Annotated in this window: 15 protein-coding genes; 13 read left to right on the top strand and 2 right to left on the bottom strand. The window is 32.6% G+C overall.

The window, feature by feature from the left end:
• The first annotated feature begins 678 nt into the window (after window positions 1-678).
• Window positions 679-1,572 carry a hypothetical protein gene (locus L8T27_RS27560; RefSeq protein ID WP_127739961.1) on the top strand — a complete coding sequence of 298 codons (894 nt, stop codon included), beginning with the start codon at window positions 679-681 and terminating at the stop codon, window positions 1,570-1,572.
• A gap of 139 nt (window positions 1,573-1,711) precedes the next feature.
• Here the strand turns inward: L8T27_RS27560 and L8T27_RS27555 are convergent, their stop codons facing one another.
• Window positions 1,712-1,903 (bottom strand): hypothetical protein, encoded by a 192-nt coding sequence (locus L8T27_RS27555; protein WP_182101966.1) that lies wholly within the window; start codon window positions 1,901-1,903, stop codon window positions 1,712-1,714.
• 225 nt (window positions 1,904-2,128) lie between these two features.
• On the opposite strand from L8T27_RS27555, the gene L8T27_RS27550 reads away from it, so the two are divergent.
• The 5 genes from L8T27_RS27550 to L8T27_RS27530 all read left to right on the top strand — a co-directional run bounded on the left by L8T27_RS27550 (window position 2,129) and on the right by L8T27_RS27530 (window position 6,103).
• Window positions 2,129-3,007, top strand: a complete 879-nt coding sequence (locus tag L8T27_RS27550) for a tyrosine-type recombinase/integrase (protein ID WP_127739963.1) — start codon at window positions 2,129-2,131, stop codon at window positions 3,005-3,007.
• Window positions 3,008-3,145: 138 nt separating this feature from the next.
• The gene (locus L8T27_RS27545; protein ID WP_127739965.1) at window positions 3,146-3,727 is read left to right on the top strand and encodes a hypothetical protein; all 582 of its coding nucleotides are present in this window, start codon (window positions 3,146-3,148) and stop codon (window positions 3,725-3,727) included.
• Window positions 3,724-4,380 (top strand): CDK-activating kinase assembly factor MAT1, encoded by a 657-nt coding sequence (locus tag L8T27_RS27540; protein WP_127739967.1) that lies wholly within the window; start codon window positions 3,724-3,726, stop codon window positions 4,378-4,380. Before L8T27_RS27545 ends, L8T27_RS27540 begins: the two co-directional genes overlap by 4 nt.
• A 132-nt stretch (window positions 4,381-4,512) precedes the next feature.
• Window positions 4,513-5,376, top strand: coding sequence for a hypothetical protein (locus tag L8T27_RS27535; RefSeq protein ID WP_127739969.1), 864 nt, complete (start codon window positions 4,513-4,515; stop codon window positions 5,374-5,376).
• Window positions 5,377-5,440: 64 nt separating this feature from the next.
• A complete protein-coding gene (locus L8T27_RS27530) occupies window positions 5,441-6,103 on the top strand; it encodes a M50 family metallopeptidase (protein WP_127739971.1) in 663 nt (220 codons plus the stop codon).
• A gap of 475 nt (window positions 6,104-6,578) precedes the next feature.
• Here the strand turns inward: L8T27_RS27530 and L8T27_RS27525 are convergent, their stop codons facing one another.
• Entirely contained in the window at window positions 6,579-7,832 is a 1,254-nt protein-coding gene (locus L8T27_RS27525) for a P-loop NTPase family protein (protein ID WP_127739973.1), read from the bottom strand.
• A 296-nt stretch (window positions 7,833-8,128) separates the two neighbouring features.
• Here L8T27_RS27525 and L8T27_RS27520 point away from each other — a divergent pair, with 296 nt between their 5' ends.
• From L8T27_RS27520 to L8T27_RS27490, 7 genes are all read left to right on the top strand, one after another.
• Window positions 8,129-8,362: a helix-turn-helix domain-containing protein gene (locus L8T27_RS27520; protein WP_127739975.1), complete on the top strand. Its 234-nt coding sequence runs from the start codon at window positions 8,129-8,131 to the stop codon at window positions 8,360-8,362.
• Complete coding sequence (locus tag L8T27_RS27515) at window positions 8,334-9,749, top strand: P-loop NTPase family protein (protein WP_127739977.1); 1,416 nt, start codon at window positions 8,334-8,336, stop codon at window positions 9,747-9,749. Before L8T27_RS27520 ends, L8T27_RS27515 begins: the two co-directional genes overlap by 29 nt.
• A 176-nt stretch (window positions 9,750-9,925) precedes the next feature.
• Window positions 9,926-10,228 carry a DUF4258 domain-containing protein gene (locus L8T27_RS27510; RefSeq protein ID WP_235856661.1) on the top strand — a complete coding sequence of 101 codons (303 nt, stop codon included), beginning with the start codon at window positions 9,926-9,928 and terminating at the stop codon, window positions 10,226-10,228.
• Between the two features lie 34 nt (window positions 10,229-10,262).
• Complete coding sequence (locus tag L8T27_RS27505) at window positions 10,263-11,522, top strand: DUF3854 domain-containing protein (RefSeq protein ID WP_164849725.1); 1,260 nt, start codon at window positions 10,263-10,265, stop codon at window positions 11,520-11,522.
• 123 nt (window positions 11,523-11,645) lie between these two features.
• Entirely contained in the window at window positions 11,646-11,987 is a 342-nt protein-coding gene (locus L8T27_RS27500; protein WP_127739983.1) for a hypothetical protein, read from the top strand.
• Between the two features lie 73 nt (window positions 11,988-12,060).
• Complete coding sequence (locus tag L8T27_RS27495; protein ID WP_127739985.1) at window positions 12,061-12,450, top strand: helix-turn-helix domain-containing protein; 390 nt, start codon at window positions 12,061-12,063, stop codon at window positions 12,448-12,450.
• Window positions 12,451-12,761: 311 nt separating this feature from the next.
• Window positions 12,762-13,148, top strand: a complete 387-nt coding sequence (locus L8T27_RS27490) for a pilin (RefSeq protein ID WP_127739987.1) — start codon at window positions 12,762-12,764, stop codon at window positions 13,146-13,148.
• Window positions 13,149-13,218 lie beyond the last annotated feature (70 nt).

Below are 13,218 nucleotides of genomic sequence, written 5' to 3'. Positions count from 1 at the left end.
TAACGAGCTGCTTTCGGTATCAATCTATGAGGCATTCTGTTTACAGAGGACAATTGGATTACTCATTTTATTTATTGATTAGCAAAGTGACCACCAATGTTTTTTATGCTAAATCAACCAAAAACTATAACTTAGCCCAATCAATTAACACTGCGTACTCATCCTATTCTTTTTTTCTTCTACTCCCATTTGAGTTTGGTTACAATCCTCATTTTTTCGGGTCTTCCGTTTTCTCTAGATCTATCACCATTGCTTCTTCTGAATTTTTTCCTACTCGAGATCTGAGTTGAGTTTATATATTTAGATGATCTGGCATTTTCTTTTAAAATCTTATTGTATCAACACTTAACGCTCTCAAACGATGAGTAGCTCTGTGTTCGAACGGTACAAACGATGCGCAACTACAACAATCGATTACATAAATGAATCGTTTGAATGTGTAGTCTATCGGTAGTTAGCGTATAGAACGATTCGATTATGTATTTGAATCGATATAAATGATTGTTAATCGTTCAATTGGATATCGTTTAAGTGCGTTATTGTTAGCGCTGTGGTTCGTTTGCGAGAGTTTTTAATTGCGTTACCAAACGGTAACGCTGTAAAACGTTTGTTTCCGTTGATTTATCTAAGTGATTTAGGTAGTATTTGATTAGGAGTATCAAGGGAAGGAGAGTAACTATGGAAGAGATAAATGTGAAAGAGTTACTGATAGAGAACTTTAAAGATGACCCTATATATAAACTATGCCAAATCAGTAAATTAGATGATTATCTATTTGATGAAAATATATTAGCTCTTCATCCTGCAACAACTTATAGTACGGTTGAAACTGGGAAAATACTAGGGAAGAATGATTCGACGATTAGAAACCATTTTCGTTCTGATCTAATAGAATATATTGAGCCAGAAAAAGCAGGGAAATACTTTAGATTAAATTATAAAAGCATTTTTCGCTTACATATGATTTTTCTATTAATGAATAAAGTTGGTAAAACTTCAGTGGACATTTTGGTGGAAGCTGGAATACATGCTTCTCAAATGTATGGTGGTTCAGGAACTGGTAAAACGAATAATAAAGAGGAAGACAGTCTACGTGTTATAAGTAACGAAGCACCAGATGAATTATTTGAGAAAATGGATTTAATTGAAAAGCATCTTGCTACTCAATCTATACAAATGGCTATGTTAGCCTATGAAAAGAAAATTACAGACTGTGATTTTGATATTTTACAAAATCAACATGCTATTGAACTTATTAAGCAAGAAGAGTATCAGCGCTATTTAGAAGAAAAGCAAACAAGACTTTTAGCGTCAGCATTAAAAAAGACTTATAAGAAGTCAATGTTTGGTTTTGTAAAAAGAGATGAGAATGCTAACATTGAAAGTATATCTAAAGAAATAGAAGTTGCTCTACAGGAAAAAAAGGAGCAAGTTATTAAGGAAAAGGTAAAATCCCATGAAGATAGGATAGCGGAGTTAAAGGATGAAAAGTTAAAACTCCAAAATTCGTTAGAAGACGAAAGAAAGAAACTATCCTTTCAATATCAAGATAAACTAGAAACTAGCAACTAATGCTAGTTTCTTTCTATTAAATAGACTATTAAAAAGTTAATTTAAAAAATACTAGAGACTACTAGTTAAATAGATTGAAAATTACGATAACTTGTTTTATAATAGTTTATATACAAATTATGAGGTGAAATGCTATGTTTTATTTAATTAACAAAAAATCTGAAAAGGTAATTGGAACATTAATAGTTGGAGCAGCTGCAGCACTATTAGTTGGATCAATTATACTGTCAGTATTATAAGAAATAGTAACTAAAGAACCTAAGCTTAAGTTTTTGGTATCCCAAAGACTCAAGCTTAGGTTTTTTAATGTTCTAACAGCTGTGTTATGCATTTTTCGTTATCTTTTAGAGTATGTAAGAACTATAAATTAAATAACAGAAATATACCAAACCACACCATAAGGTGTAATTTTCACCTAAAGATCGACATCAGATTTACCTTAAATCTTATTCTATATTATTAAAAAATAAAATAAGGTATTTACTATATGTGTCTTCTTTATTGAATATATCATTAATAAAAACTAGAATAAATATAAGAGGGGAGGTAGTTTAATATGCCCTATGGGTTTATAAAGCATTTGGAGAAAAGAGGATTTAGTCAAGTTACGCTTATTGGTTATGAAAAAGTAATGGGACAATTTTTTTCCTATTTAGCTAAACTATATCCTGAAAAAAAAGAGCCCTTTCAAATTAGTTCGAAAGATATCAAAGATTATATCAGAGCTCAAGAAGAGAAAGAAAAAAGCCCTTCGACCATTAATAAAGAATTAGCAATAATTAAATCTTTTTTCAATTATTTATGGGAAATCGATAAGGTTCCTGTAGATCCTGCTGTTAAAATAAAAAGGTTAAAAGCAAAGAAACTGGTAGAACTAAATACTTTTTATGAAGAACTTAATAGTTTACTGGATCCTATACTAACTCATAAAGATTATCCAATAGTAAGAAAGGCCATTTATGTCCTAGCTTTAAAAGGATTAAAATATTCTGATTTTCTATTCAAAAAAGATAACGTACTTATAAGTAATACACAAGATCAAGTGGAGATTGTATTAGAGAATAGGACTATCTTACTTTCAGGACAAGAGGCAAGTATCTTTATTGAATTTTACAATCAATCGCTATTTAATAGTTCGGATTTTGTATTTACCTCAAAAATTTATCTTAAAAGGAAAAATGATTTTGGTAACCTTGAGAATTATGGTCCTATCCAACTAATGACTATTCTCAATCATTTGAAAGTGATTTCTTCTGATTTTAATTTGGGAGAAAACTTAACTCTGACTATTTTCAGAAAATCCATAGCTTACTTTATGTATACAAAGCAAAGAGAATCTCTGCATTCTATAGCTTATAAATTAGGTATTGAAGAAAATACCGCATTGATCTATTTAAAGTTAATCACAGAAAGCACTGCTGAAAAAACATATTGAAGGTAATTTGGCATATAGTGTATACTTAAATTAAATATAATACTTTAATGGGAAAAACCCAGAATAAGCATGGTCTATATTTTCTAATATTAGACTAAGGCTTATTCTGGGTTTTTTTGTTGGGAGAAGATAAGTCTAATGGTTAATAAAAGAAAGCTATTTGTTAAAAATTTAGTCATTGCCTCTCTAATGAGTGAAGGATATCTAGACCCTTTTTCATCGAAAGTGGAATTAAGAGTCCCTTATGATATTAGGAAAACGCAATACTTATTGAGTTTGATTAAGGACTATAATCTTGAAGATGGTATTACTGTTTTAGCAAATAAGAGTGTTTTTATTATTCATCATTGTGATGAATTAGTTTCTTTAACTAAGCAATGGTACAAAGATGGGCAAAAGATATTCAGTATGGTATTGGATTACAATCTCATTAATATGGAGTCAATCATCTTATCCAATATCCTCTTTGGTAGGAGAGAAGAGTTTTACATTACTATCCCTACAACGATACATAAAGACTTTTTAAAAGCTATTTCCATTTGTATTTCAAAGCATATTGATGTCCCAGTCAACTATAAACCAAATCAAATCAATATTTTAAATGTACAAGATTATTTTAAAAAGGTTGCAGGTACTTTACCTACCTATCACATTGCTGAGTTAATTACTTTTCTTACAGAAAAGGAGAAAAAACGTATTAGAGAGGAGATATCGATTTGAAAATAACTCCGTTATTGTTAAGCGGTATTATTACTTCTGGTTTTATTTTAACAGGGTGTACGAATGGTGATCCATTAGTCAAGGAAGCGAAAAAAATTAACGAAAGTCAGAAGAAGGAAGAAAGCCAACAGGGAAACAATGAACAATCCGATAAGGAACTTCAAGAATTTTATGAGGAACAGGCCAAACCAATGGAAGAAGTTATAGAAGAGATGGATAAAGAAGAAGCTACCCTACTTACAACCGATAAGGATATAGAAGCAAAGGAAGAATTTACGGACGTAGAGGAATTTGCTCGCTATACAGCAGATATTCTTTATAAATTTCAAACCTTGCAGCTGGATGCTAGGACATATTATCAATTCATGAAAACTTACGGTACGGAAGAATTAAAAAATAGCTTACCGCAAGAGGAAGATGCCATAGCAATTTATAAATCTATCCAAGATGCTTATCTAAAAGAAAATATGCATGGAGAATCTTATCAAGTAACCAAGCCTGTGTTAGACAGATTGGGTAGAAATGGATATTTTTACAGAGAAGTATTAAGTACCAAAGGGGAAGAGTATTTTATTACCACCATCATAAAAGAAGATGGATCATGGAAGTACAGTAGCGATGATCTTTCACCACCTTTTGAAGTGAAAAATTAAACTGAAACTTTGATAGATCAATGTTTCATTTCAATTCAGCAGTAAATTTTAACAATCTTTTTTTAAACGGAGCATCTATTTTATAAATAATCAAACTTTATTTCTAAACAACTTAAGGAAGAGGGACGAATAATGACCATTTTAACAGCTGAAGAAATATATAGTTACACGGAAAATAAACTAAAGGCACATTATCAAAATGATAGTAATAAAAATGAGGAACTATCTAGGTTGCTTGACTACTATAATCTAATGCTTGTAGAAAGAGTGAGGGACGAAGATAAAGAACGTCTAAGAGATGAATTGTTTCAAACCATAACGCATCAGATATTTAACGGATACTTTTTAGTTGTAGAAATTTTAAATAGGGCGAAGGAAGAAATTTCGAACGATAATCTCGAACAACCTGTTGGTGTTCTTACGCAACAAATTCCAGACTTGTTAAGAGGGGTAACTGGTGAGGATTTTGAATCAACGATAACCCATGAGCCGTTCAGAAAGTTATCTAGTTGGCTTATCACCGAATACGAGGGTATTTACCCTCAATTAATGGATTTAGCGGTAAATACCGCTGTTGTAGGATCAAAGTGGGCCTTTTTAGATGAAAGAGAAAAGAGAGAATTGACGGGAGAAAATCAAGTTGAGCTAACTTTGTTTGCTGATCCGATGGATGTAACCTACCTTAATCCAGAAACCTATATTACAGCAGATATCCTAAATGAACAGGCGGAATTATGGACGATTACAAGAACGAGATATAATGGTTTTGAAAAAATAGGTGACCTTACCCTTATTAAATCGGTTTTAAATGATGTAAGGTTAAATATTTCTATTAAAGCTAACTTGCCTGAAGCAGAGAGAAACCTTGTTATTGATGGATTAATCCAAAAGGTGAAAGAAAGCAATTTACTAAGGGAATTGAACCTTCAAATTACAATTACTGCTGTAGAGGAATACTTTGAGATTATAAACGAGATAGATAATGATTTGGAATGACAAGATAGAAAAGGGAGTAGATACTGTGTTATCTGCTTCCCTTTTACGTTAGGGAGGAAAGTAGATGACACCTTTAAGTTTTTTTATATACGTGCTAATAGCTGTTCTGATAACGAACGTACCTTTAGTAGGAAAATATGTTTCTGTTATCGCTACTTTAGTACATGAAATTGGACATGGTATAGCAGCTATACTATGTGGAGGGAGATTAAAACAGATACATTTATATGCAAACACAGAAGGGATGGCCTTAACAACTCATACAGATTGGTTCAGTAAATTCATCACTACTTTAGCAGGTTATATATTTACATCCGCATTTGGATTGTTTTCCATCTGGATGATAAGTAAAGACGCAACAAAGCTATTGATATTTACTTACCTAGCCTTCTTGGTGCTAACACTGCTTCTGTGGATTAGGAATTTTTACGGTTTTATCTGGATCATTAGTTTTGGTAGTTTGTTTTTATTGCTTTTAGTCTATTCAACTGATTTTTATCAAGAGCAAATCATCTACTTAATTACTTGTATTATCTTCACGGAATCCATCAAGAGTGCATGTATCATTATGTATTTGAGTTTTAAGTATCCACATGATGCTGGGGATGCGACTAGTCTCAAAGAGATAATAAAAGTTATACCCGCTTCTATATGGGGTATCTTGTTCTTTGTGCAATCATTGTATTTCGGCTGGCAAGGAATACGACTAATTCTTAATCAAGTGTAGTATGTTAAAAAGCTTTTGATTTATCTGTAGCAAGTTTATATTTTTATTAATATATATGTTGTAATTTTTTTGGATTTTGGTGATTGCTTTTTTTGTGACCTGATCCTTGTAACCAACTCCTATAGGTGGCGAAATATACATGCTAACTCCCTAATTCTCGATTTTTATACGAAAAAAAGCCTTTGAGGTATTGATAGAGAAAAACAGCATAAAATTATGCTGAAATTAAAGAAATCTATCAACCACAAAGGCTGCAATGTGTATTAGGTTACCGCATATCCAGTAAAGAGGATTGCATAAAAACGAAAAAATATAAAAAAGTTATAACGGGATTATACTATTGAAAATACAATGTGACAATACAACTAATTTACAGAGAGAAGAATTTAATAAGTATTAAACATTTGGATGAAGAGTTTTTGCACGGTATAAACAATCCAGTTTGTACATTAATTAGGATCTTTATATTCTCAATCTATTTTTCAATCCATTTTAAGTAAAATGAGAAGAAGGGATCGACAATATAAATTCGGTCATTCTGAAAATCAATGGCAGGCTCTCTATTTGTATGGTCTTTTGCTAATTCAGCCATTTTTTTAAGAACTTGGGAGACTTGCGTTTTATTTGGCATTGATTCCGAAGTTAATAATTCCTTGAGTTTCTCTCTAACTGTATCAACAGTAATAACAGTTTCATGAGTAAGATCGGAGAGGGCTATCATAACTGCATAATAAATGTCTCCTTCACTTCCATTTTTAAACTCTCTTTGTTTCCTATCTCGAGAAGGACCTGCTACCAATTTATCATAAAGTTCTTTAGAGGAATGATCTTTTACTATCCTTTGGTAAAATTTTTCATAATTAATATTCTCTGGTAAGTACTGCTTTTGCGGCATTTTTTCTACAACCTTATTTAACCTACAAAACCAATAACAAAAATCCTGCATTAAATGGGGGCTTTTATAACTTTCGCTAATGAAATTTTGAAAGATAGAATCTGGGCATTCAATATCTAAGGCCTCAAACCCTTTTTTTGAAATCTCGTAGAGTTCCTCTCGCTCCCATGGTTCAATTCCTAATTGTATAACTCTGCCATCCATTTCTTTTTCAACTTTAATGGAATCTACTCCTCTATGAGGTACTGAGCACAATATAACTCTTAAACCAGAAGCAATAGGCTCTTTTAAAGCACGAATTATTTCTGTTTGAATTTCAGGGGTACAATAATGAAAATCATCTATTATTAGTACTTTGTTTGTTTCTAGAAGAGATTCTATAGCAAGATGCAGAGGGTTAGGTGTAAATGTCTCTGATTCTTTTCCTGTAATTTTTTCAGATTCTGATTTTGAATCCGTACCTTCTAGTCTAGCTTTAAACCAGCCCCAAATCCCAGCTTCTCCAACTACTTTGATAGTTGATGTTTCTTTTTGCTCAGCTTCTTTTCCTTTATCTCTATTATAGCTATTAGCTACAGCCAACTTATTGATAATTGTGGACCATAAAACTTCACTAGTTTTAATTGCTCCACCTGATATGAGAATAAAGTCATCATTTGATATTGTTTTCTTACATAATGTTGTTTTCCCAATCTTAGTAGGACCAGATATAGAGATTATTTTACCTTTTATTTCTAAATCCAAAGCTAAATTATATTCCAATTCTAAACTTTCTCTTGAATTATAAGTTATACTAGGGACACCACCAGCTGTAAATACTTCAGAGATTCTCATAGTAAGTTATCGTCCTTTTTCTATATAACTCTTATGATTTTTCATAAGGTGTTTATCTTTTATATTATAAAAAAACAGACATCATCACAATTATTTTGCAATGTTTACTAGTAATAAAATACTGTATTCATTTAAGATTATTAATTTATAGTAGATTGATATAATTATATATTTTAATATGATATAATTATAAAAAAATAATTTAAAAGCGAAAACCGCTAAAGCAGACTCTTACATAGTAAGAGTTGTTTTAGCGGTTTTTTGCGTTCTAAACATTAAACAGAGGGGTAAACAATATGAAATTTAATCAGATCACTATTGAAGATGATGTAGAACGATTACTCATCTTACGAAAACGTCTTAATTTGAATCAATTTCAGTTAGCGAAGGAATTAAAGATAAGTAAAAGTTACTTAGTTAAAATTGAAAATAGATCCTTGCCGTTGTCATCTGCTTTTATAAAAAAAATAAATGATTATCTGAACCGGGAGAAGATACTTTATGAAAAAAATCTATACTTCGATAAATAATGCTGATCTCTTTGCTGGTTTAGACAGCCCTACATTTGAAATTAACTATGTAGAGGAAAAAAAAACAATAGAAAATATGGAGGAATATGATTTAGTTGTTCTTATGATCTCTTCCGATTCTATTCTACCAGCTCTTGAACCTGTTGACACAGATGTTTTTGTTTTAGATGAGAATGGCTTACTTAAACAGATTCCTACCCATATCAAAGTATTTCCTGATATGAGTGCACTGAAAAAAGCAATTCTATTATGGACGCTTACTAATAAGAGTATAAAAAGATCAAAGGAAGGCTCTCCTAAACCAAAGCAGACTCAAAATGAAACAGCTGCTGTATTACAAACCGACAATAAAATTACGGGAAATAAACCTCTACAAAAGGAAGAGGATCCATTTAATAAGGAAAATGATAAGGATAAGGATAAGAAATCACCAACGGATGACGATATTGTAATGAATGAAATAGAAGAAGTGAATAGTGCCCCTCCTATACTTATTGAAGAGGATTATCCTTCTAAAGAAATGCCTGCTGAATATGAAGAAGCAAAAAATAAGGTGAATATTATGCGTAATTCCTATGTGTTTAAAGGAAAAGCATATCCAAACAATCAGACTATTGGAATATGGTCGCCACTTTCTCGTATTGGAGTAACCACTTTCATCATCAATTACGCCATTTTTCTACAGGCTAATAAAATTCAAACCGCTGTTATAGAAGGGATCAAGGGTAAGTACCTTCAACATATCATTGAAAGATATGAAGAAAAGCCGAGTAATTATAAGTCTTTTATGGAGGTATTCCATCTAGAGGATAAAGCTATTCTAAATATGGATATCAGTCAAATCCATTGGTATTACAAGGGAGTTTTGTGGTTACCTATAGGAGATAAGGATAAGGATTATATCTGGAATGAAAGCTTTTTAAATGTGTATTTCCAATTTTTCCGTTACCATGATGTAGTTCTGGTGGATTTACCGAATGGAGAAATGCAACAAGAAACCTTGGCTAGTTTACAACACATGGATGAATTATGGATCGTCATAGATAATTCCATGGATATTCTACTATGGAAGAGTTACATACAAAGTATTCAAAAAGACTTTAATAAGCCTATCAAGCTCTTATTTAATCGAAAAATGCCATTCAGTAAACCGGAAGAGTTTGCGAAAGAATTAGAATTACCTTTGGTGGCAGCATTACCGGATCTAACAGAAGAACATTACAAGAACCAATTTGAGAATCACGCACTCATCGAGCATACCGCCGTTTTCAATAAGTTACTAGATCCTTTTCGCTTAATTACACAGGAGTTAGGTGTTGAAATCCCACCATCTAGGAAGTTAATGATGATGAACTACCTAAGGAAATTTATCCCCTTAAAAGGTTGATTCTGAATCCTTGCTAATGCTATTATGAAAACATAATTTTTATTGAATTTTTCATTTTTTAGCTATCTTTATAGATAAGCAGGGAACTAAGAATAGAACGGACTTTGGTTCGTAGTTTTGTGAGGTTTTTGACCAACATAACTACCCAAAGTCCGTTTTTTTTTACAAAATCGGGGGTGAAGGTATTGAAATTAAAAGAAATCAAAAAAGTGTTAATGACAGGAAAAGGCGTTATTAAAATAAGTATGCATACAAAGGAGCGCTTAGTAAAAAGAGGATATTCTAAAGGAGACATAGTAAGTGCTATTTTTACAGGCTCCGTTAGTGAGATTCAAGGGTATAACAAAATTTCTATTTTAGGTAGGGATAAAGATCATAATCCAATTGTAGTAGTTATAGCCAAAAAAAGGGCATCTTACTACAAAGTAGTAACAGTGATGCCCCCTATAGACCGAAGTAGATTCAGAGAGTGCATTTAAATAAAAGAATTAAGTTATGGAGGAGTGTGCCATTATGGTTAAATTAATGAGAAAGACAAGACTACAAGATTGGTATGAATACTATCGTACTCCATGTCCTATCTGTGGTCATACAGGAGGATGTATGGGGCATAAAGACGGAGAGGTAGTTGCTTGCATTAGAGTAATTAGTGAAAAGCATTTTTCTAAAAACTCTGCTTTACCTAGTTATTTACACTACTTAAAAGGCGAATCAAAAAGAAAAATTAGTAAAGAAGAGGTATCGGAGTTTACCCAAGGAAATCAGAAGAAAGAAGATGTAACACTCGATACCGTTTATCAAGCGTTCCTTGAATCGCTGGAGCTTGATGATGTTCATTATGAGCACTTGATATCCAAAGAAAGACAACTTTCCGATAAGCAAGTAATGATTAGAAATTATCGCAGCTTTCCAGACAAGCCATGGAATGTAGTGAAAAAAATTACGGAACTCACGGGTATGGAGGACTTTTCAGGTATTCCTGGATTTTATCAGTATAAAAACTTTTGGACTATCGCTGGAATGAAGGGGATCTTAATTCCTTTCCGAAATCACTACAACCAAATTGTTGGATTTCAATATCGAATTGATAATCCACCTAATGTAGCTGAGGTAAAAACAAATGGAACCGATTTAAAGGCAAAAGTACTTACTCAACCAAATACGGTGCAAATTTCTTTAAAAGGAGAAATCCTTCAGGAAACGAACATTCCCGTTTCAAAGGAATGGACTACCATCTCTCAAGATAATGAAATACTAGGTTGGGTGAGAGTAGTGAAAGGAAATCGATATTATTGGTTGAGTTCTTCTAATAAAACGAATGGGACTGGGTCTGGTAATCCTGCGCCTTTACATATTGCTGTCCCATCCTCCCAACTCGTTAATTGGGAGCCTGGTAAACTTCATAAAGCGAAGTCAGCATGGTTAGGTGAAGGTCCACTAAAAGGTGATATAGCTGTAGATTGTATGGAGAAATTATATGATCCATTAGAGTTAGAGGATATAGGAACAACTTTTGTTTCTTTACCCGGTGTTGGTGCATGGAGGTTAGCTATTCCGGTATTAAAAGATATGGGTGTTGAAACAGTTAACTTGTGTTTCGATGCAGATGCAGTTTCCAATCCCCATGTTAGACAACATTTAATGGAATGTGCCAAGCAATTAAAAGTAGATGGATTTAGCGCAAACCTAGTTATCTGGAATGCAGAAGAAGGCAAAGGAATAGATGATCTCTTTTTATCTAATCAATTGCCACACATCAAAAGAATGTTTTAAATAAAGAATAATATTTAAAAAATGAGCCCCTAAATTAGGCTCTTATTTCTTTAGTAATAGGACACGATTAAGAAGAAGCTATATGTTCTAAAGGAAAGTTTTGCAAAGGATTATCGTATAGGTTTGAATTCAGCATCTACTGATGGTAAAATTACACTACCCAATAATCATTGTATTATAGGGGATTTAATAAAACCGAGCTTATTAGAAAAGGGTGAGGATTTTGTGAGAAAAATAGTTAAAGAAATTGAAGATAATAATACTACTTTCAACCATAGAGCTCATGAATATGAACCCAACAGAATTGAAACCCTTCTTTATTTAGATGAGGAGGTTTCCCGAACAAATTGGAAACCTACAATAGGTGTGTTAAGTCCCGTTGAGGCCCAACAGTTTATTACTGAAGCCTTTGAAGAATTAAAGACTATAAATTTTAAAGAGGTAACAGCAATTTTAGAGAAATAATTGATTTGATTTATATTTATTCCAAGGACTCTTTCATAGAGTCCTTTTTTATACCACAAGCTTGGAGGATTGTTTGAATACAATAGTAAATAGTAAAAGAGTGAATATAGAAGGGAGTAAAGTAATGGTTAGAAAGAAGGTAAACAATATGTCTATGCTTTCTGATGATGCAGTACTTAGTCCATTTGAAGACGAACATGTGGAAGTGAAAGTTCCAGAGTATATAAAGGTTGCAGACGCCGCAAGAATAATGGGGGTTAGCACACAAATGATCCGTAAATTTTGTGTGGAAGGGAAGCTTAAAGCACAACAATCTATGCCAGGAAGTGGTAGGTGGAAAATAAAAGCTTCTGAGCTGATGCATTACCCCGGATGGGATGATTTTATTAAAAGAAAAAAAGCTACAAGGGAAAAATCAAAAGCACTAGCAGAGTTTATGGATGGAAATAACGGGTCATTGTAGAGTCTGTTGATCTTGAAATAATCCATCTATATAGTCCTAATTTATTATACGTTTTCTAAGATCTATACTTAAAATAAGAATAACAGGTTATATGTACCCAACTTTAACTTAATCCTACTAAATCAAAAGTAGCAAAAAATGGCTTGACCGCTTAAAGCTTTTTTATTATGATAAGGGTACAAATAAAAAACGAACGGGAGTGCCCCGAAAAACTATGAGTAGTACATATTCACGTATGTATATACCCATAGCTTTTCGGGGTTTTTTTATGTTCATTTTTTATAATTTTCTATTCTCAGGAGGATAAAAATATGAATTTCGCAATTCAAAAAGCAAAAATGGTTAGGGATATTCCATATTACTTAACCGCAGCATTCATGGTTTATTTGTTTACTTCGGTTCCAGAAAATGCCCTGGCAGCGTGGAAAAAAGCAGGGATTGCAACAAACGGAGGATCTGCACAAAACTCCAAAATCTTTGATGATTTAAACAATGTCATTTACCTAATTACAGCGGTTGGTGGATTCTGGTCCCTAGGATGCCTAATCTTCTCTGGTATGAAATTATCCGCAGCGCAAGGTGGTAATCCACAAGCTCGTACACAAGGTATTATCGGTCTAGTAATGGCTGGTGTCGGTGTATTCGTTATTGTTAAAGCGAAAACAATCGCAGGTTATTTCGCAGGATTTGGAGCTTAATATATACACTATTAAGCAAAAATTTAACCCCTCTATGAACAATATAGAGGGGTGCCTTTATAAAGGAGAA

The sequence above is a fragment of the Niallia sp. Man26 genome, assembly GCF_022049065.2.
Classification (GTDB): Bacteria; Bacillota; Bacilli; order Bacillales; family Cytobacillaceae; genus Niallia.
The sequence above is the reverse complement of the archived record's forward strand: the minus strand, read 5'-3'. Positions and strand labels throughout refer to the sequence as shown.

Coding starts and splice junctions, on each gene's coding strand:
- L8T27_RS27560 (WP_127739961.1), top strand. CDS start 679: ATGGAAGAGATAAATGTGAAAGAGTTACTGATAGAGAACTTTAAAGAT.
- L8T27_RS27545 (WP_127739965.1), top strand. CDS start 3,146: ATGGTTAATAAAAGAAAGCTATTTGTTAAAAATTTAGTCATTGCCTCT.
- L8T27_RS27515 (WP_127739977.1), top strand. CDS start 8,334: ATGAAAAAAATCTATACTTCGATAAATAATGCTGATCTCTTTGCTGGT.
- L8T27_RS27555 (WP_182101966.1), bottom strand. CDS start 1,903: ATGCATAACACAGCTGTTAGAACATTAAAAAACCTAAGCTTGAGTCTT.
- L8T27_RS27530 (WP_127739971.1), top strand. CDS start 5,441: ATGACACCTTTAAGTTTTTTTATATACGTGCTAATAGCTGTTCTGATA.
- L8T27_RS27490 (WP_127739987.1), top strand. CDS start 12,762: ATGAATTTCGCAATTCAAAAAGCAAAAATGGTTAGGGATATTCCATAT.
- L8T27_RS27550 (WP_127739963.1), top strand. CDS start 2,129: ATGCCCTATGGGTTTATAAAGCATTTGGAGAAAAGAGGATTTAGTCAA.
- L8T27_RS27535 (WP_127739969.1), top strand. CDS start 4,513: ATGACCATTTTAACAGCTGAAGAAATATATAGTTACACGGAAAATAAA.
- L8T27_RS27525 (WP_127739973.1), bottom strand. CDS start 7,832: ATGAGAATCTCTGAAGTATTTACAGCTGGTGGTGTCCCTAGTATAACT.
- L8T27_RS27520 (WP_127739975.1), top strand. CDS start 8,129: ATGAAATTTAATCAGATCACTATTGAAGATGATGTAGAACGATTACTC.
- L8T27_RS27505 (WP_164849725.1), top strand. CDS start 10,263: ATGGTTAAATTAATGAGAAAGACAAGACTACAAGATTGGTATGAATAC.